The sequence below is a fragment of the Halomonas sp. IOP_31 genome (assembly GCF_021151495.1).
Taxonomy (GTDB): domain Bacteria; phylum Pseudomonadota; class Gammaproteobacteria; order Pseudomonadales; family Halomonadaceae; genus Modicisalibacter; species Modicisalibacter zincidurans.
This window is the reverse complement of record NZ_JAIRBP010000018.1, coordinates 1-18,617: the sequence shown is the minus strand read 5'-3', so window position 1 is coordinate 18,617 and position 18,617 is coordinate 1. Positions and strand designations below refer to the sequence as shown.

Here is an 18,617-nt window from a genome sequence, read left to right as displayed (position 1 = left end):
CGATAAAGCGCGTCGCTGCAAGATCATGTTGAGTACGCGGCGGCGACAGGACATGTCTCGGTGGGTAATTGATGCTCCCCGTCCGGCCCTGCGGACAACCGCCAGACACCTGGCATTGTTCGATTCGCCGACGCCGGCCTCCGGCACGGTGTTGGTAATCCCCGTGGCGCGCGGCCTTCCCTGTCTTGGTGGGATCGACCCGGGCTCGGGCGTGGCGTCGTCTTTTCGCTTTTCACTGCATGGCGCAAGGCATGGCCCTGTCGCCGTGTTTGTCGCTCCGGCCTGCGTGCGGGTCGTGCAGGCGCTGAAAACAGGCCTGACAGCCTGTTCGAGCGATTTGGGAATATAACAGCAAAGCGACGGAGCAGCAATTGACCCTGAGCCGGCATCGTTGGGTTAGAATGGCCCTTTGCGCGGCGGGTCGGGTGATTGCCGGCTGGCCACGGTGGGCGACGAGATGGGCGACGAGATAGGGGGCCGAATGGCCGAAGGGCGTGACATTCAATGGGTCGAGATAACCGCGGCCCACGCGGGACAACGTATCGACAACTTCCTGCACACGCGCCTCAAGGGGGTCCCGCGCACCCTGGTCTACCGCATCGTTCGCAAGGGCGAGGTGCGGGTCAACAAGAAACGCATCAAGGCCGACTATCGCCTGGCCGAAGGCGACCGGGTGCGTATTCCGCCGTTGCGCATGGCCCCCGAGGAAGCGGTGCGCGAAGTCAGCGACAACCTGCGCAACCTGCTGGCCGGCAGCGTGCTCGTCGAGGGCCCGGGTTGGTTGGTGATCAACAAGCCCTCGGGGCTGCCCGTGCACGGTGGCAGTGGCGTCAAGATCGGCTTGATTGAGGCATTGCGTCAGGTGCGCGACGATCTCGAGTTTCTCGAGCTGGTGCATCGGCTCGACCGCGACACCTCCGGTTGCCTGCTGTTGGCCAAGTCGCGCCCGGCGCTGCTCACGCTCAATGCGGCGCTCAAGCAGCACAAGATGGACAAGCGCTATCTGGCGCTGGTGCAGGGGCGCTGGCCGGTGCGCCGCGATTTCGTCAGCGCCCGGCTCGACCGCTTCGACGCCGGCAACGGCGAGCGGCGGGTGCGGGTCGATCCCGACGGCAAGGTCGCGCGCACGCGCTTCGCGGTGCGCGAAACCCTGCCGGGGGTGACGCTGATCGAGGCCGAGCCGGTCACCGGGCGCACCCATCAGATCCGCGTGCACGCCGCGCACGCCGGTTTCCCGCTGCTCGGCGACGACAAGTATGGCCGTCGCCAGAGTCATCAGCTGGCGGCCCGGCTGGGACTCGAGAGATTGTTCCTGCATGCCGCCTCGCTGGAATTTCCCGAGCCCAGCAGCGGCCGGCCGGTACGCATCCGCGCGCCGCTGGGCGAGGATCTCGAAGGCGTGCTCGCCCGGGCGCGCGACCAGGCCGATGACCGGTGAGCGGCAATCAGCAGCGGGGAGGGCATGACTTGCGTTATCAGATGGTGATCTTCGATTGGGACGGCACGCTGGTGGATTCCGAGGCGCGCATCGTCGCCTGCATGCAGGCGGGCGCGCGTGACGTCGGCTGTCCGGCGCTGAGTCGCGACAGCATTCGCGACATCATCGGCCTGGGGCTGCCGGAGGCGATCGCCCGGCTGTACCCATGGCTCGGGTCGGACCAGGCCGAGGCGCTTCGCCAGCGCTATTCGGGTCATTTCGTCAGCGCCGATCAGGTGCCTACAGCATTCTTTCCCGGTGTCGAGACGGGGATCGCTCGGTTGCGTGGCGCCGAGCAGTTGAAGCTGGCCGTGGCGACCGGCAAGAGCCGGCGCGGGCTCGACCGGGCATTGGCCTCGACGGGCAGTCGCGACTGGTTTCACGCCAGCCGCACCGCCGACGAGACGTGTTCGAAGCCCGACCCGCGGATGCTCCAGGAACTGCTTGCCGAACTCGGGGTCGAGCCGGGCGCGGCGCTGATGGTCGGCGATACCGAATACGACATGCAAATGGCGCGTACATTGGGCATGGATCGACTGGCCGTTACCTACGGCGTGCATTCACGGGAGCGCCTGGCGGCCTGTGAGCCGATCCATACCGCGACGTGTTTCGCCGAGGTCATCGACTGGCTGCATGCGGACGCCGATTCGGTCGGTTCGGGCGTGATGGAAACGGGAGTCTGCGATGAGTGACGACAAGCGCTACGACGAATGGACCCAGGGCCCCGAGGTGCCGCCGGGGCAACGGCATCGGGTGAGCGATCGGCCGGTGGCCGAGGGCGAGGATGCCGATGCCCTGCGCGAGCGACAGCGCTTGCAGCAGTTGGAGATGATGGATCGCTGGATGTCCGGCGTGCTCACCGAGCAGCGTCGGTCGCGGCGCTGGAAGCTGTTCTTCCGCTTGTTCTTTGCGGCGCTGATCCTGGCTTCCTTGTCGCTCACGGTCTATGGGCTGTTCTTCGTCGCCGACAAGCCCGCCCCGGCCGGGCCGCTGCTGGGCGTGGTGCGCGTCGAGGGCGTCATCGACGCCCAGGGCGAGGCGAGCGCCGAGCGGGTCATCGAGGGGCTGCGACGCGCCTGGGAGGATTCCGCCGTCAGCGCGATCGTGCTGAAGATCAACAGCCCCGGGGGCAGCCCGGTGCAGTCGCAACGCGTCTACGCCGAGCTGCGTCGGCTTCAGCAGCAAGGCGCCAAGCCGATCTATGCGGTGATCGAGGATATCGGCGCGAGCGGTGCCTATTACATCGCCGCCGGCGCCCGCGAGATCTATGCCGCGCCGGCCAGTCTGGTCGGCTCGATCGGCGTGATACAGGCCAGCTTCGGCCTGCAGGAGGCGATCGACAGGCTGGGCATCGAGCGGCGCGTGTTCACCGCCGGCGAGAACAAGGCCTTCCTCGACCCCTTCAGTCCCATCGAGCCCGATCAGCGTCGCTTCTGGCAGCAGGTGCTCGAGACCACCCATCGGCAGTTCATCGACGATGTCAAGGCCGGTCGCGGCGAGCGTCTGGCCGACGACCCGCGGCTGTTCTCGGGACTGATCTGGACCGGCGAACAGGCGCAGCGGCTGGGATTGATCGATGGTCTCAAGAGCGTCGACGAGCTGTCCCGCGAACGCTTCGGCGAGGTGCGGGTCAAGGACTATACCCCCGGCCTGGATCCGTTCGAGCGCCTGACGCGCCAGTTCGGGCGTGTCGCCGCGCAGTGGCTGGGGCTGCCCAGTGCCGCTTCGCCGGTCCGCTATCAACTGCCCTGAGCGGTGCCGGCGGCGAGCGTCTCGGCGCTCTCGCCGGGGTGGCGTCGCTCGTCGATGTCGGGCTCTCCCAGCTGTAGGCGAGGTCGAGCCGGTCGAGCAACTGGCGTCGCCAGCGCGAATTGGAAGCGAGAACCAGGCGAGTCAAGGCAACTCTCTTGTGCTGTGGACTTGAATCTTGTCGTGGCGGGCTTGAGTCGCTAGTCTGCCGCGTCGTGGGGCTTGCTGTACACAGGCACGACGCGCACTTTGACAGCCACCGGGGGAATCCCTATTATTGCGCGCCTATGATGAGCACTAGACTTCCCGCACAGGTCGAACCCTACCGGCTGGCCGCCAACGGACAACGCCTCGAGGGGCTGATGTCGCTAGCGGCGTTGCCGCGCCTGGCCGAGGAGGCCGGCGTTCAGCAGGGCGACTGCGAAGTGACCCTGCAGTTCGACCTCGACGCCCAGGGGCGGCGTTACATCGAAGGCTGGCTCAAGGCCGACGTGCAGCTCGCCTGCCGGCGCTGCCTGGAGCCGATGCCGGTGGCCATCGACAGCCACTGGCTGCTGGGAATGGTCACCAGCGATGCGCTGGCGGCAACACTGCCCGGCGATTACGAGCCGGTACTGGTGGAAGACGAACAGCTTGACTTGCTGCCCGTACTCGAGGACGAAATCATCCTCAGTCTGCCGCAGGTGGTCTATCACGACGAGGCGCATTGCGCCGTCTCGCGGGACCAGCTGGTCAGCGGTGACGCCAGCGAGACTTCGGAAGCGGCGCCCGCGAGCCCCTTCGACGTGCTGCGCACGTTGAAGGACAAACACTGAATCAACCTCGATACGCTCTGGAGTATTACCCCATGGCAGTTCAAAAGAACCGCAAGACTCGTTCCAAGCGCGGCATGCGTCGCAGCCACGATGCCCTGACCACGCCGACCCTGGCCCAGGACAAGGAAACCGGAACGACTCACCGTCGTCACCACATCGCGCCCGATGGTTTCTACCGCGGCCGTCAGGTCGTCGAAGTTTAAGACGTAGCGCGTCCCGGCGGCATTACACGTAGCCGTGCGTATCGCCATCGATGCAATGGGCGGGGATCTGGGTCCCCGCGCTGTTGTTCTGGGGACGGCCGAAGCGCTACGTGACGACCCCGGGCTGAGTGTCGACATCTACGGTATCGAGGATGAACTCGAAGCGGCTGTCGAACGCTTGCCGCGACCCTTCCAGGGGGTGGCGGAGCGCCTGACGTTGTGTCATGCCCCCGGGGTAATCGCCCAGGCGACCAAGATCTCCCAGGCATTGCGTGGCGGCGGCGATTCCAGCATGGCGATGATGCTCGAGGCGGTTGCCTCGGGTCGCGCCGCGGCCGGCGTCAGTGCCGGCAACACCGGGGCGTTGATGGCGCTGGCGCGGCGTGCGCTGGGCATGGTCGGCGATATTCCCAGGCCGGCGATCGGCACGGCGATCCCGAGTGGCAAGGACGGGCGCTGCTACATCATCGACATGGGCGCCAACGTCGAAGCGCCGGCCCGCCGGCTCGTCGATTTCGCGCGCATGGGCGATGTGATGGCTCGTCACGTCGATGGTATCGAGCGCCCGCGGGTGGCGCTGCTCAATGTCGGCGTCGAGGCGACCAAGGGGCCGGACAGCGTGCGCGAGGCGGATACCGTGCTGCGCACCATGCCATCGCTCAACTATATCGGCTTTATCGAAGGCGATGGCTTGTTTGCCGGCGCCGCCGACGTCGTGGTGTGCGACGGTTTCGTCGGCAACATCGTGCTCAAGGCCAGCGAAGGGCTGGCGCGCATGCTCGTCGATCGCTTCCAGGCCACGTTCGCGGCCCATTGGGGTAGCCGCCTGGTGTCGCTGCTGGCTCGACCGGCCTTGCTGCGGGTCAAACGTCAACTCGACCCGGTGCGCTACAATGGGGCCAGTCTGCTGGGATTGTCGGGAATCGTGATCAAGAGCCATGGGCGCGCCAATGCCCAGGGCTTTGCCTTTGCCGTGTCGCGGGCTGCGCAGGAAATACGCATGAACCTGCCTGCACAACTGGCGCACGAACTGCGGCAGTCGGCTATCCCGTCGGCCGCGTGCGGCCGACGGGATAGCGGGTTGGCAACCCGTTCGATACCCGATGAATACAACCCTCAAAGGTGAATGCCATGACTCAATCCCTGGCCCTCGTGTTCCCGGGGCAGGGCTCCCAGCATCTGGGCATGCTGAGAGAGCTGGCCGAACGTTACAGCGTGGTAAGAACGACCTTCGAAGAGGCGTCGGAGGCCTTGGGGTACGATCTCTGGCACGTGGTACAGGAAGGGCCCGAAGAGGCGCTCAATGCCACGACCTGCACGCAACCGGCGCTGCTCACCTCGAGCGTGGCGGTCTGGCGAGTCTGGCAGGAACTGGAAGGCCCACGCCCGCGAGTCATGGCCGGGCACAGCCTGGGCGAATACAGCGCCATGGTCTGTGGCGGCGCGCTGAGCTTCGCCGAGGGCGTGCGTCTGGTACGTCTGCGTGGCGAGGCCATGCAGGCGGCCGTGCCGGCCGGTGAAGGCGCGATGGCGGCGATCCTGGGGCTGGACGACGCCGCGGTCGAGCAGGCCTGCGCCGATGCCGCTCAGGGCGCCGTGGTCGCGGCGGTGAACTACAATGCTCCGGGGCAGGTGGTCATCGCCGGCAACAAGCCGGCGGTCGATCGGGCGGTGGCGCTATGCCAGGAAGCGGGCGCCAAGCGGGCCCTGCCATTGCCGGTTTCGGTGCCCTCGCATTGCGCGCTGATGAAGCCGGCCGCCGAGCGCCTCGCCGCGGCGATGAACGATGTCGAGCTGAAGACGCCGCGCTACACGGTGATCCAGAACGTCGACGCTCATGCTCATGCCGATGTCGAGACCCTGCGTACGCGCCTGGTCGAACAGCTTTATCAGCCGGTGCGCTGGACTGCCTGCGTCGAGGCGATGATCGATCTGGGCGCCGAGGTGATCATCGAGTGCGGCCCGGGCAAGGTGCTGACCGGGCTCAACAAGCGCGTCGCCAAGGGGGCCAAGGGATTGGCGGTCAACGATCCCGACAGCCTGAGCGCGGCTCTCGAACTGGCGCGCGAGGCGGTGGACCAGCAAGCCAATGACTGATTCAGGAACGACTATGACAAGCGAGCGCAGAATCGCCCTGGTCACCGGTGCCAGCCGCGGCATCGGTCGTGCCATCGCGCATGAGCTAGGGCGTCAGGGGCGGGTCGTGATCGGCACCGCGACCAGCGATGCCGGCGCCGAGCGTATCGACTCGGATCTTCGCGAGCAGGGCATCGAGGGGGCTGGGCGGCGTCTCGATGTTACCGACCAGGCGAGTGTCAATGCGCTGATCAAGGCGATCGCTGACGAGTTCGGCGCGCCGACCATTCTGGTCAACAACGCCGGCATCACGCGCGACAACCTGCTGATGCGCATGAAGGAGGACGAATGGGACTCGGTGCTCGATACCAATCTCAAGTCGGTCTACCGTGTCAGTAAAGCGTGTATCCGTGGCATGACCAAGGCGCGTTTCGGACGCATCGTCAGCATCAGCTCCGTGGTGGCGACCATGGGCAACCTGGGACAGACCAACTATGCTGCCGCCAAGGCGGGAATGGAGGGCTTCTCGCGGGCACTGGCCCGCGAAGTCGCTTCGCGTGGGATCACCGTCAATGCCGTGGCGCCGGGATTCATCGCCACCGACATGACCGAGTCGCTGCCCGAGTCGCAGCATGAGGCCTTGCTCGGGCAGATCCCGTTGTCTCGCTTGGGTCAGCCCGAGGAGATCGCTGCCGCGGTAGGCTTTCTGACCAGCGATGCCGCCGGCTATATCACCGGCGAAACGCTGCAGGTCAATGGCGGCATGAACATGCGTTGAGGCCGCTGTCGATGCCTTGGTTGCGTCGATTAGGGGCCGTCTATAAACTACCCGGCAGTTTTCCAGCTGGCGGATATGTACCACTAGGAGTAACGACATAATGAGCACCATCGAAGAGCGCGTGAAGAAGGTTGTGGCCGAGCGCCTGAACGTCAAGGAAGAGGACATCCAGAACTCGTCCTCCTTCACCGAGGACCTCGGTGCGGACTCCCTGGATACCGTCGAACTGGTTATGGCGCTCGAAGAGGAATTCGATACCGAAATTCCCGACGAGGAAGCCGAAAAGATTACCACGGTGCAGGAAGCGATCGATTACGTCGTTGCTCATCAGTAAGCGAGTCGGCATGAGCAAGTCATTATGAGCAAGTGACCCGCGGTTCCGACCGCCGGCGCGCAAGAAAGCCGTTCTGGAAACAGAGCGGCTTTCGCGTTTATGGGCGGCATAGCCGGTAGCCTTCGGGTATACTTGCGCGCAGCGCTGGCAGGTCTACGTAGGCGTGCCCATTATGGACATCTGGAGGAGAGCTGATGCCTCGTAGAAGGGTCGTGGTGACCGGGCTGGGTCTGGTGACGCCGGTCGGTAACACCGTCAAGGAGAGCTGGAGCAATATCCTGGCAGGCAAGAGCGGCATCGCCTCGATCGGGCATTTCGACACCAGCGGATTCAATACGCGCTTCGGCGGATCGATCAAGGACTTCGACATCAGTCCCTATCTGAATCCCAAGGAAGCGCGCAAGATGGATCTGTTCATCCAGTACGGCATTGCGGCGGCTTCCCAGGCGGTCGCCGATGCCGGCGTCGAGTGTCGCGCGGACAATGCCCATCGTATCGGTGTGGCGATCGGCTCGGGCATCGGTGGCCTGCCGATGATCGAACATAACCACGATACCTTGCGCAAGGGCGGCGCGCGGCGTATTTCACCGTTCTTCGTGCCGGGCTCGATCATCAACATGATTTCCGGCAACCTGGCGATCAAGTTCGGCTTTCAAGGGCCCAATATCGCCATTACCACGGCCTGTACCACGGGCACCCACAATATCGGCTATGGCGCCCGCACCATCGCCTATGGCGATGCCGACATGATGGTCTGCGGGGGCGCCGAAATGGCGACCACGCCGCTGGGTCTGGGTGGCTTCTCCGCGGCACGCGCGCTGTCCACGCGCAACGACGATCCCGCCGCGGCCAGCCGGCCGTGGGATCGCGATCGTGATGGTTTCGTGCTCTCCGATGGCGCCGGGGTCGTGGTACTCGAGGAATACGAGCAGGCCAAGCGGCGTGGCGCGACCATTTATGCCGAGCTCAAGGGCTTCGGGATGAGCGATGATGCCCATCACATGACGGCGCCGCCCGAGGACGGACGCGGCGCGGCGCAGGCGATGACCAACGCGACCCGCGACGCCCGTATGGATCCGGCGCAGATCGATTACATCAACGCCCACGGCACGTCCACGGCGACCGGCGATCTGGCCGAGAGTCGCGCCGTCGAGCGGGTCATGGGCGATGCGGCGAACAAGGTCGCGGTCAGTTCCACGAAGTCGATGATCGGCCACTTGCTGGGGGCGGCGGGCGCCGTCGAGGCGGTGTTCAGCATCCTCGCTCTGCGTGATCAGGTGGCGCCGCCGACCATCAACCTCGATAACCCCCAGGAAGGCTGCGTTCTCGATTACGTGCCGCATACCGCGCGCGACATGACGATCAACAACGCGCTGTCCAACTCGTTCGGCTTCGGCGGAACCAATGGGTCGCTGATCTTCTCGCGTGTCTGACGCGGGCCCTCTAGACGCCGGTATGCCGGTGCCGTTCGATGACCGCGGCCTGGCCTATGGCGACGGTCTGTTCGAGACCGTACTGGTGCGTGACGGCCGGCCATCGCTGTGGGACTACCATCTGGCGCGGCTACGGCGCGGCTGTGCGGCACTCGGCATCGATGCCCCCGACGAGGCAGTGCTGGCAACCTTGCCCGCCGCGGCCGAGTCGGGACTGTCGGTGCTCAAGGTCATCGTCACCCGGGGCAGCGGCGGCCGCGGCTATCAGGCGCCGGCCGACCCCGAACCACGCCTGCGCTGGCAACTTTCCGCGTTCGAGCCACGTCGCGAGCGTTGGCAGCATGGCGTGGCGGTTCGTCATTGTCGGCTGCGTCTCGCCGAGCAGCCGGCACTGGCCGGTATCAAGCACCTCAACCGGCTCGAGAACGTGTTGGCGCGTCGCGAATGGACATCCCCAGACATTGCCGAAGGTCTGCTGACAAGCATTGGCGGGCATTTGATCGAAGCCACCAGCATGAATGTCTTCTGGCGACGCAACGGCCGCTGGCAGACACCCTGCCTCGAGCGCTGCGGCGTGGCCGGCACGCTGCGTGCCGCGCTGCTGGAACGGCTCGGCATCGACGAAGTCGAGTTCGAACCGACGGCGCTGGAAACGGTCGAAGGGCTCTGCCTGGGCAATTCGGTTCAAGGCCTGTGGCCGGTAACCGCACTGGAGAGTCCATCGGGAGAACCCCTGGAGCGATGGCGCATCAGCGATGATTTGCGTTTCTTTCAGCAACAAGCCCACGCGCTGCTCGGCTATCCCGCCGGTATCTAACGGCGCCATTGCCGAAGTTCACGCCACGATTTGCGACAAGGATTTACCATGCGCTTGCTGAAAATCATCCTGGTCCTGGCCGTTTTACTGGCGGTGGCCGGGTTCGCCGGGTTTCGCTATTGGCAGGCCCAGCTCGACCGTGCGTTGTCCATCGATGCGCCGGTGGTCTACGAAGTGCCCCGTGGGGCTAGCTTCAATCAGGTGGTTGGCGACCTGGCCGAACGCGGCATTATTGCCGAGACCTGGTCGCTGCGGTTGCTCAAGCGTGTCGATGCGCAGAGTCTGCCGGCGCTGCGGGCCGGCGAGTTCCGGCTGAAGCCTGGCATGAGCGCCCGCGAGGCTCTCGTGCTGCTCGGCAGCGACAACATCGTGAGCTACTCGCTGACCATTCCCGAAGGATGGACTTTTGCGCAGATGCGCGCGGAATTGAATGCCGCCACCAAGCTGGAGAATCGCACCGCCGCCATGAGCGACGCCGAAGTGATGGCTGAGCTGGGCTATCCCGACCAGTATCCGGAAGGCCGCTTCTTCCCCGATACCTACCGTTATCACAAGGGCGTCAGCGATCTCGAACTCCTCGCTCAGGCTTACCAACGCATGCAGCGCACCCTGGAGTCGGTCTGGGCGAAGCGGGACGAGGGGCTGCCGCTTAAGACGCCCTACCAGGCACTGATCATGGCTTCGTTGATCGAGCGTGAAACCGGCGCCGACGGCGAGCGTCGCAAGATCGCCGGCGTGTTCACGCGACGTCTGACCAAGGGCATGCGCCTGCAGACCGACCCGGCGGTAATCTACGGGCTGGGCGACGACTACAATGGTGATATCAGCAAGGCGGACCTGCGCCGCGAAACGCCCTACAATACCTACCTGATCGAGGGTCTGCCGCCGACGCCGATCGCCATGCCCGGGCGCGCCGCGCTCGAGGCAGCGGTGAATCCGGCCGAGGGAAAGGCGCTGTACTTCGTCGCCAAGGGCGACGGCAGCCATAAGTTCTCGGAGACGCTCGACGAGCACAACGCCGCCGTGCGTCGTTACATCCTCAATCGCTAAGGGCGCAGCATGCATTCTCTCGGACGCTTCATCACCCTCGAAGGCAGCGAGGGGGTTGGCAAGAGCACCAATGTCGGCCTGGTCTGTGAGTTGCTGCGCGCGCAAGGCCACGAGGTTGTGGCGACCCGCGAGCCGGGCGGCACACTGCGGGGCGAGGCGATACGCGAGTTGTTGCTGAATCCGGACGAGCAGGAGCCGCTCGCCGAAGACGCCGAGCTGCTGCTGATCTTCGCCGCCCGCGCCCAGCATCTCGCCCGGCTCATAGGGCCCGCGCTCGAACGCGGCGCCTGGGTGGTCTGCGACCGTTTTACCGATGCCACCTTCGCCTACCAGGGCGCCGGCCGCGGCATCGATCGACAGCACATAGCGACTCTGGAAGCCCTGGTCCAGGGGACGCTGCAACCGGATCTGACGCTGTTGCTCGACATGCCGGTGACGGCGGCCCGCGAACGCGTGGTCGCGCGCGGCACCCCCCCCGACCGTTTCGAAGGCGAGCGCGGTGCCTTCTTCGATGCAGTGCGGCGTGCCTACCGCGAGCGTGCCGAAGCGGCGCCTGGGCGATTCGAGATCGTCGACGCCGCGCGGCCGCTCGAGGCGGTACAGGCCGACATACGTCAGCGCTTGCTGGCAAGGCTGACGCGATGGAATACCTGACGCCGCCGCCCTGGCACGCCGCCATCTGGCAGCGGCTGTGCGCGATGCAGGACGATGGCCGCCTGCCGCATGCGCTGTTGTTGTCCGGGCCGCATGGGGTTGGCAAGCAGCAGCTCGCCGATGCGCTGGTGGCGCGCACGCTGTGTCGCCGGCCGGGCGTTTCCGCCTGCGGCGAATGCCATAGCTGCCGGATGCTGGCCGCGGGCTATCATCCCGATCTGCTGCGGGTCGCCCCGGCCGATAACCGGCGCCAGATCCGCATCGACCCGATCCGCGAGGTCAATGCCTTCGTCGCCCAGACCGCCCAGCAGGGCGGGGCGCGGGTGATCGTCCTGCAGCCCGCCGAGGCGATGAACGTGGCGGCCGGCAATGCCCTGCTCAAGAGCCTCGAGGAGCCCGGCGAGCGTACCCTGTTCATCCTGCTCGCCGACATTCCCTCGCGCATGCTGGCGACCATTCGTTCGCGTTGCCAGCACTGGGCGCTGGGCATTCCCGATCGCGCGCAGAGCCTTGCGTGGCTCAATGAAACGCTCGGTGAAGTCCAGGATGGCGATTTCTGGTTGCGCGTCGCCGGCGGCCTGCCACTGCTGGCCGCCGACATGGCGGGCGGCGAGGCGCGCGGGCTGCGCCAGGACCTGCAGGAACTGTTCGATTCGCTGGTGCGCGGTGGCGAGCCAATCGCCGAAGCCGCGCGGCTCGATCGCCAGGCCGTGGAACGTATCCTGTGGTACGGTATTGCCTGGTTGGAGGACCTGATTCGCCTGGGCTTGTCAGGCGATATCGACCAGCTTCGCAACCCCGACCTGCTGCCGCTGTACCGTCAGGCGGTCAAGAACGCCCGCCTGCGCGACTGGTTCCGTCTGCTCGATTACGCCCGCGAGCAGCAGCGGCTGCTGATTGCCGGCGGCAACCCCAATCCGCAGCTGGTGCTGGAAGCCTGGCTGGTTCGTTGGTCCGCCCTGTTGCGTTCCTGACGCAGCGGGCCATGGGAGCTTGAGACGATGGCCGAACAGAAAGCGCTTTCATTGACCTTCAAGGACAGAGCGACCCTGCTGTCGGCGTTCATGCCGGCGCTGGAGCGGGGCGGGGTGTTCGTGCCCACCCGCGATCGCTATGTGCTGGGCCAGACGGTCTATCTGTTGCTGACCATGCCTGGCGAGATCGAGCGCCTGCCGGTCACCGGCCAGGTCGTGTGGATCTCGCCGCCGGGCGTATCCGGGCGTCGGGTGCCGGGTATCGGCGTGCACTTCAGTTCCGACGACCGGCGCGTGCGCGACCGCATCGAGAATCACCTGGCCGGGATGCTCGACAAGGGCACGCCGACCTATACGCTTTGAAGAGCTTCGAGCTTCGAGCTTCGAGCTTCGAGCTTCGAGCTTCGAGCTTCGAGCTTCATGTTTCCGATCCGAGTAAATCTGCATGTTCGTCGATTCCCATTGCCATCTCGATCGCCTCGATCTTGGCGCCCACGACGGTGACCTGAACACCGTGCTGGACACCGCGCGTGAGCGTAACGTACGCCAGTTCCTGGCGATCGCGGTAACGCTGGAGGACGTCCCCGGGCTGGCGGCACTGGCCCGCGAGCACGTCGACGTGGCGATCGCCGCGGGCCTGCATCCGCTGCAGCGAGTCGACAGTGAGCCCGATGTCGCCGCAATCAAGGCCTGCGCCGAGCGTCACGCGGCGGTCGCGATCGGCGAAACCGGGCTGGATTATCACTATCAGGACGTCAGCCAGGCGACACAGCGAGCGCGCTTCGCCAATCACCTGATCGCCGCCCGCGAACTCGAGCTGCCGGTGGTCGTGCACACCCGCGAGGCCCGCGAGGACACGCTGGCGCTGATTCGGCGTCACACCGACCCGGCGGTGGGCGGCGTGTTGCACTGTTTTACCGAGGAACTCGACATGGCTCGCGAGGCGGTGCGTCACGGCTTCTACATCTCGCTGTCGGGCATCGTGACGTTTCGCGACGCCGACACGGTGCGTGAACTGGCGCGGCGCATACCCCTCGATCGGTTGCTGATCGAGACCGACAGCCCCTACCTGGCGCCGGTGCCCCATCGCGGCCGAGCCAACGAACCCCAATGGGTGGTGGAAGTCGCCGAGTGCATCGCCGCCGAGCGGGGCATCAGCGTCGACGAGGTGGCCATGCAGACCACGGCCAATTTCTACCGGCTGTTTCGCGGCGCGGTGCCCCAGGCGCCCGAGGACGTGCGCCAAACGCTGGCCGAGGCGCGGATGATCGGCGCCGATGGCCAAGCAGTCTGACGGGGGATGGCCAATGTCGCTTGATGGGCTGCTCACCCCTGTCGAGGGTGACGGAGCAATCCCGCCGCTGGAGCGCTGGCAACCGGCGCTGAGCGGCGACATGGATCTGCTGATACGTGCCGATGGCGGGTGGCTGCACGACGGCGAGCCGATCCGCCGGCCGCGGCTGGTGCGTTTGCTGTCGACGATTCTGCGCCGCGAGGCCGATGGCGACTATTACCTGGTCACACCGGTGGAGAAGTGGCGCATCCAGGTCGAGGACCGACCGTTCCTGATCGTCGATGCGGATGCGCAGGGCGAAGCCGATGCGCTGGCCTGGCACATCGACACCAATGTCGGCGACCGTGTCACGCTGGGCGCCGAGCATCGCCTCGTACTCAGCGAGACCCCGCGCGGCGAGCCGGTGCCCGAGGTCGCGATCCGTTTCGGGCTCGCCGCGCGTCTGCATCGCAATGTCTATTATCGGCTGATCGAGCAGGCCGAGCAGCGTAGCCAGCCGGGCGGTATCGCCCTGGGGCTGACCAGCAATGGCGTCTGGCAACCGCTCGGTTGGCTCGACGAGGCGGCGCCGTGAAATTGACCGACGAGCAGCGCGCGGTGGTCGGGCATGCCGGCGGCCATGCGCGGGTCGCCGCGGTGGCGGGTGCCGGCAAGACCACCACGCTGGTCGCCCGGGTGTTGCACCTGTTGGCCGCCGGCGTGCCGGCGCGACGCATGCTGGTGCTGATGTTCAATCGTTCAGCGCGCGAGGACTTCACCGCCAAGCTGGTGTCCCTGGCGCCGGCCGGCCAGGCGTTGCCCGAAGTGCGTACCTTCCATTCCATCGGCCATCGCCTGACCCAGTCGCTGACCCGCTGGGGGCGGCTCGCGCCGCGCCAACTGCTGGCCGCCGACTGGCAGCGTGAGAAGCTGTTGCGCCAGGCGGCGATGCGCGCGCTCGAGGGCGCCGACCCCGCGACACGCGAAGCCGCACTCGACCCCGAGCGCATCGAAGCCCTCGGGCACTTCTGCGAGATGGTCAAGGCCGAGCTGGAAGCACCCGAAATGCTCAAGGAGCGCCTCGACCTGGGCGAGCATACCGGTCACTTCGTCGAGGCCTTCCGACAGATGGAGGCATTGCTCGAGCAGCAGGGCGGCATGACCTACGCCGATCTGCTGTACCGGCCGCTGCGTTGCCTGGAAAGCGACGCCGAATCCCGCGCCCGGGTCGAGGGCTTTCTCGATCACGTGATCATCGACGAGTATCAGGACATCAACCTGGCCCAGCAGCGCCTGCTGGCAGTGCTCGCCGGAAGCCGGGCGGCGGTGATGGCGGTCGGCGACGCCAATCAATGCATCTACGAATGGCGCGGCGCGCGTCCGGACTACATGCTCCAGCGCTTTGCCGCGAGTTTCGGCGAGGCCACCGACTACCCGCTGTCGACCACGTTTCGCCACGGTCATGCCCTGGCGCTGTCCGCCAATCATGCCGTGCGTGCCAACCGTCGGCGCCCCGACCAGTTGTGCCTGGCCGCCCCCGGCAATCCGCGCACCTCGCTGGCCGTGGGCCAGGGCGGCGCGCGGCTGATCGCGGCGCTGCAGGGCTGGCAGCGTGAGGGGCGCACCCTTGCCGAGGGTTGTGTGCTGGTGCGTAGCTGGGCGTTGTCGGTCTCGGTGCAGTTGCAGTTGCTGCGCGCCGGGATTGCGTTTCGCCTGTCGCGGGACGACCGCTTCGTGTTCCGTCTGCCGCTGGTCCAGGCCCTGGCCGGCTACCTGCGCCTGGCTCGCCAACCACGACTGCTCAACGATCCCGAGCATCTCCTGTTGCTGTTCTCCCAGCCGACGCCGTTCGTCGCCCGCGAGCGCTTGCAGGCGCTGGTGGTGCAGCTGGCGGACCGACAGCGCTGGCCGGAGCGTCACGACCCGCTGTTGGCCGAGCTCAAGCCGATCCAGCGGCGCAACCTGAAGAAGCGTTGGGAGCTGCTTTGCGAGTTGCCGCGGCTGGGCAACATGCCGGCGTCGCGACTGCTTGAGCTGGTGGTCGAGCGGCTCGATGCCGAGAAGGTCCTCAAGCGGGCGGCGGCGCGGCGCGAGAAGGGCGAGGAGGACGTGCGGCTGCTGGATATCCTGATCGAGCAGGCGGAGGAGCTGACCCAGGCGCCGGACGCCTTGCTGGAGCTGCTCGATCGCCGGGTCGAGGGCGCCGAGGACGGCGTGCTGATCACCACGGTGCATGGCGCCAAGGGGCTCGAATGGCCGCTGGTGGCGCTATGGGGGCTCAACGAAGAGGACTTTCCGCACTACAGCCGCGACAACCCCATCGATGACGAACGTCTCGAGGAGGAGCGCCGGCTGTTCTACGTGGCGATGACCCGCGCCCAGGAGCGGTTGCTGATGCTTCACGACGGCGGTGAGCATCGCCCCAGCCGCTTTCTGACGGAAAGCGCCTGGCGGGACTGTCAGCGCGTCGGCGATGCGTTGGCGGAGCAGAGCGATGCGTTGGTAAGCGATGCGTTGGTAAAAGAGAGGGTAGAGAAAGCTGCGCTCGAGGTGGGCGATCCGGCCTTGGTCGAGCGCTACCTGCGGCGCATCGGCGCGGACGGGGCGCTGAGCGTCACGCCGGCGACGCGGGTAGCCGGCCCCGGGGCAGCGTATGCCGCATCAGTGCAGGAAATGGGCTTCGCCGTCGGCGAACGGGTGCGTCACGCGGTATTCGGCCCCGGCGAGGTCGTCGTGGTCGAGGGCGACCCGCGCAGCCCGGTGCTCGAGGTCCGCTTCGAGCAGGCGGGGCGGCGGCGTCTGATCGCCGAGCGCGCCCCGCTCGAGCGCCTGGCCGGCGGGCGCGCCTGACCAGCCCGTTCCTGACCCTCACATGTTGGGGTAGTTGGGCCCGCCGCCGCCCTCCGGGGCGACCCAGGTGATGTTCTGCGCCGGGTCCTTGATGTCGCAGGTCTTGCAGTGGATGCAGTTCTGGAAGTTGATCTGAAAGCGCGGCTGGCCGCTATCGTCCTCGACCACTTCGTAGACGCCCACCGGGCAGTAGCGCTGTGCCGGTTCGTCGAATTTCGGCAGGTTGTCGCGGATCGGTATGTCCGGATCGGCAAGCCTTAGATGGCAGGGCTGATCCTCCTCGTGATTGGTGTTCGACAGGAACACCGACGAGGGCTTGTCGAAAGACAGCTTGCCGTCCGGCTTGGGATAATCGATCGGCGTGGCCGCATCGCGGGTCCTGAGCCGGGCATGGTCGGGGGTGGTGTCGTGGACCTTGGGCAGCCTGCCGCCGAGCAGTTGGTCGGCGAAGTTGTAGGCGCCACCGAGCAGGGTGCCGTACTTGTGGATTGCCGGGCCGAAGCTGGCGGTCTCCTTTAGCTCGGCATAGGCCCAGCTCTGTTCCCAGCGGGTCATGAAGCGGCTCAGTTCGTTGCCGCCCTCGTCGCCGTCGGCTATTGCCTCGAAGACCGTCTCGGCGGCGATCAGCCCCGATTTCATCGCCGTATGCAGGCCCTTGATCTTGGCGAAGTTGAGCGTGCCGGCATCGCAGCCAATCAGCAAGCCGCCGGGGAAGCACATCCTGGGCAGGCAGTTGAGCCCCCCCTTGGTGATCGCCCTGGCGCCATAGGCGACCCGCGAGCCGCCCTCCAGGTACTGCTTGAGCAGCGGATGATGCTTCATGCGCTGGAACTCGTCGAACGGCGAGAGATAGGGATTGGCGTAGGCCAGGTCGACGATCAGCCCCACCACGACCTGCTGATTCTCGGCATGGTAGAGAAAGAACCCGCCCTGGGTGTCCGTGGGCAGCGGCCAGCCCGAACCATGCACCACCAGACCCGGCTGATGCTTGTCGGCGGGCACGTCCCAGAGTTCCTTGAGACCGATGCCGTAATGTTGCGGGTCCTTGCCGGCGGCCAGATCGTAGCGTTCGATCAGGCGCTTGCCGAGATGGCCGCGCGAGCCTTCCGAGAACAGCGTGTACCTGGCGCGCAGCTCCATGCCCGGCATGTAGCCGCTCTTCTCGCTGCCATCGGCGGCCACGCCCATGTCGCCGGTGATGATGCCGCGCACGCCGCCATCGGCGTCATGGAGCACTTCCTGGGCGGCGAAGCCGGGGAAGATCTCGACGCCCAGCGCCTCGGCCTGCTCGCCGAGCCAGCGGCATAGATTGCCGGCGCTGATCACGTAGTTTGGTGAGTGGCCCCCGGCGTTGTGCATGCTCCTGGGCACCAGAGCGTTGGGCAGCTTCTGCGCCGACTCGCCATCCTTGAGCAGGTAGACCTCGTCGTGGCTGGCCGGCGTGGTCAGCGGCGCGCCGCGCTCGGCCCAGTCGGGAAACAGCTCGTCCAGCGCGCGGGTCTCGAAGATCGCCCCGGAAAGAATGTGGGCACCGACTTCGGAGCCTTTCTCGACCACGCAGACGCTGAGTTCGCGTTCGGCCTGGTTGGCCTGCTGCATCAGGCGGCAGGCAGCGGACAGGCCGCTGGCGCCGGCACCGACGATGACAACGTCGAAGTCCATGTATTCGCGTTCCACGGCTCGTCTCCTCCTCAAGCGACATCATTGATGGGCGATGTCGGCCCGGTAGCCGTATCGAGCTGGCGCTCGGTTGTCAGGCTTGGCCTACCGGGCATGTCTTTAGGTAATATCGCGATTATTGCCACTATAATTAAAACGGTCGTTTGCTTCTACTCCCGTTTGCTGCTAGTCATATTCTCCTGCAAGACTGGCGACAAGCACTTATGCAGATGCCGGATGCCAGCTTGGGCGGCTTTGTAAGCTGTGGCAAACTAGAATGCAGGTCTCAACCCTATCAAACGCTTGCATGAGTCGACACGAAATGCCGGCCGGTTCCAATCTAGCGAGGACGCCATGAAAGTACTCGTCGCGGTCAAACGCGTCATCGATTACAACGTCAAGATCCGCGTCAAGGCGGACAACTCCGACGTCGATCTGACCAACGTCAAGATGGCCATGAACCCGTTCTGCGAAA

Annotated in this window: 19 protein-coding genes and 1 pseudogene; 19 read left to right on the top strand and 1 reads right to left on the bottom strand. The window is 66.0% G+C overall.

The window, feature by feature from the left end; all coding sequences use genetic code 11:
• Positions 1-481 precede the first annotated feature (481 nt).
• From K7I12_RS10670 to K7I12_RS10585, 18 genes are all read left to right on the top strand, one after another.
• The gene (locus K7I12_RS10670) at positions 482-1,438 is read left to right on the top strand and encodes an RluA family pseudouridine synthase (RefSeq protein ID WP_231664115.1); all 957 of its coding nucleotides are present in this window, start codon (positions 482-484) and stop codon (positions 1,436-1,438) included.
• A 29-nt stretch (positions 1,439-1,467) separates the two neighbouring features.
• Entirely contained in the window at positions 1,468-2,169 is a 702-nt protein-coding gene (locus K7I12_RS10665; protein WP_231664113.1) for an HAD family hydrolase, read from the top strand.
• Complete coding sequence (gene sppA, locus K7I12_RS10660; RefSeq protein ID WP_031383719.1) at positions 2,162-3,229, top strand: signal peptide peptidase SppA; 1,068 nt, start codon at positions 2,162-2,164, stop codon at positions 3,227-3,229. The genes K7I12_RS10665 and sppA overlap by 8 nt, the downstream gene beginning before the upstream one ends.
• A 284-nt stretch (positions 3,230-3,513) precedes the next feature.
• Positions 3,514-4,041 (top strand): YceD family protein, encoded by a 528-nt coding sequence (locus tag K7I12_RS10655; RefSeq protein WP_031383718.1) that lies wholly within the window; start codon positions 3,514-3,516, stop codon positions 4,039-4,041.
• 32 nt (positions 4,042-4,073) lie between these two features.
• Positions 4,074-4,244, top strand: a complete 171-nt coding sequence (gene rpmF, locus K7I12_RS10650) for a 50S ribosomal protein L32 (RefSeq protein WP_031383717.1) — start codon at positions 4,074-4,076, stop codon at positions 4,242-4,244.
• Between the two features lie 34 nt (positions 4,245-4,278).
• Entirely contained in the window at positions 4,279-5,370 is a 1,092-nt protein-coding gene (plsX, locus tag K7I12_RS10645; RefSeq protein ID WP_084173443.1) for a phosphate acyltransferase PlsX, read from the top strand.
• Between the two features lie 5 nt (positions 5,371-5,375).
• On the top strand, positions 5,376-6,341 hold the full coding sequence (gene fabD / locus K7I12_RS10640) for an ACP S-malonyltransferase (protein ID WP_231664112.1): 966 nt from the start codon (positions 5,376-5,378) through the stop codon (positions 6,339-6,341).
• 13 nt (positions 6,342-6,354) lie between these two features.
• Positions 6,355-7,098, top strand: coding sequence for a 3-oxoacyl-ACP reductase FabG (gene fabG / locus K7I12_RS10635; RefSeq protein WP_031383714.1), 744 nt, complete (start codon positions 6,355-6,357; stop codon positions 7,096-7,098).
• 100 nt (positions 7,099-7,198) lie between these two features.
• Positions 7,199-7,432 (top strand): acyl carrier protein, encoded by a 234-nt coding sequence (gene acpP, locus K7I12_RS10630; protein ID WP_031383713.1) that lies wholly within the window; start codon positions 7,199-7,201, stop codon positions 7,430-7,432.
• Positions 7,433-7,626: 194 nt separating this feature from the next.
• A complete protein-coding gene (fabF, locus tag K7I12_RS10625) occupies positions 7,627-8,865 on the top strand; it encodes a beta-ketoacyl-ACP synthase II (protein ID WP_031383712.1) in 1,239 nt (412 codons plus the stop codon).
• A 22-nt stretch (positions 8,866-8,887) separates the two neighbouring features.
• Positions 8,888-9,682 (top strand): aminodeoxychorismate lyase, encoded by a 795-nt coding sequence (gene pabC / locus K7I12_RS10620; RefSeq protein WP_031383711.1) that lies wholly within the window; start codon positions 8,888-8,890, stop codon positions 9,680-9,682.
• A gap of 48 nt (positions 9,683-9,730) precedes the next feature.
• On the top strand, positions 9,731-10,732 hold the full coding sequence (gene mltG / locus K7I12_RS10615; protein WP_031383710.1) for an endolytic transglycosylase MltG: 1,002 nt from the start codon (positions 9,731-9,733) through the stop codon (positions 10,730-10,732).
• Positions 10,733-10,741: 9 nt separating this feature from the next.
• A complete protein-coding gene (tmk, locus tag K7I12_RS10610; RefSeq protein WP_031383709.1) occupies positions 10,742-11,386 on the top strand; it encodes a dTMP kinase in 645 nt (214 codons plus the stop codon).
• Positions 11,374-12,360: a DNA polymerase III subunit delta' gene (locus K7I12_RS10605; protein ID WP_031383708.1), complete on the top strand. Its 987-nt coding sequence runs from the start codon at positions 11,374-11,376 to the stop codon at positions 12,358-12,360. Before tmk ends, K7I12_RS10605 begins: the two co-directional genes overlap by 13 nt.
• A 27-nt stretch (positions 12,361-12,387) precedes the next feature.
• Positions 12,388-12,723 carry a PilZ domain-containing protein gene (locus K7I12_RS10600; protein ID WP_031383707.1) on the top strand — a complete coding sequence of 112 codons (336 nt, stop codon included), beginning with the start codon at positions 12,388-12,390 and terminating at the stop codon, positions 12,721-12,723.
• An 82-nt stretch (positions 12,724-12,805) separates the two neighbouring features.
• Positions 12,806-13,654: a TatD family hydrolase gene (locus K7I12_RS10595; protein ID WP_231664111.1), complete on the top strand. Its 849-nt coding sequence runs from the start codon at positions 12,806-12,808 to the stop codon at positions 13,652-13,654.
• A 13-nt stretch (positions 13,655-13,667) separates the two neighbouring features.
• Positions 13,668-14,228 (top strand): DUF1285 domain-containing protein, encoded by a 561-nt coding sequence (locus K7I12_RS10590; protein ID WP_031383705.1) that lies wholly within the window; start codon positions 13,668-13,670, stop codon positions 14,226-14,228.
• Positions 14,225-16,483, top strand: a complete 2,259-nt coding sequence (locus tag K7I12_RS10585) for an ATP-dependent helicase (RefSeq protein ID WP_231664110.1) — start codon at positions 14,225-14,227, stop codon at positions 16,481-16,483. Before K7I12_RS10590 ends, K7I12_RS10585 begins: the two co-directional genes overlap by 4 nt.
• Before the next feature lie 18 nt (positions 16,484-16,501).
• Here K7I12_RS10585 and K7I12_RS10580 read toward each other — a convergent pair whose 3' ends face one another.
• Complete coding sequence (locus tag K7I12_RS10580; RefSeq protein ID WP_031383703.1) at positions 16,502-18,145, bottom strand: electron transfer flavoprotein-ubiquinone oxidoreductase; 1,644 nt, start codon at positions 18,143-18,145, stop codon at positions 16,502-16,504.
• 351 nt (positions 18,146-18,496) lie between these two features.
• Between K7I12_RS10580 and K7I12_RS10575 the strand changes: the two are divergent.
• A pseudogene (locus tag K7I12_RS10575) lies at positions 18,497-18,617 on the top strand (electron transfer flavoprotein subunit beta/FixA family protein); the annotation flags it as partial.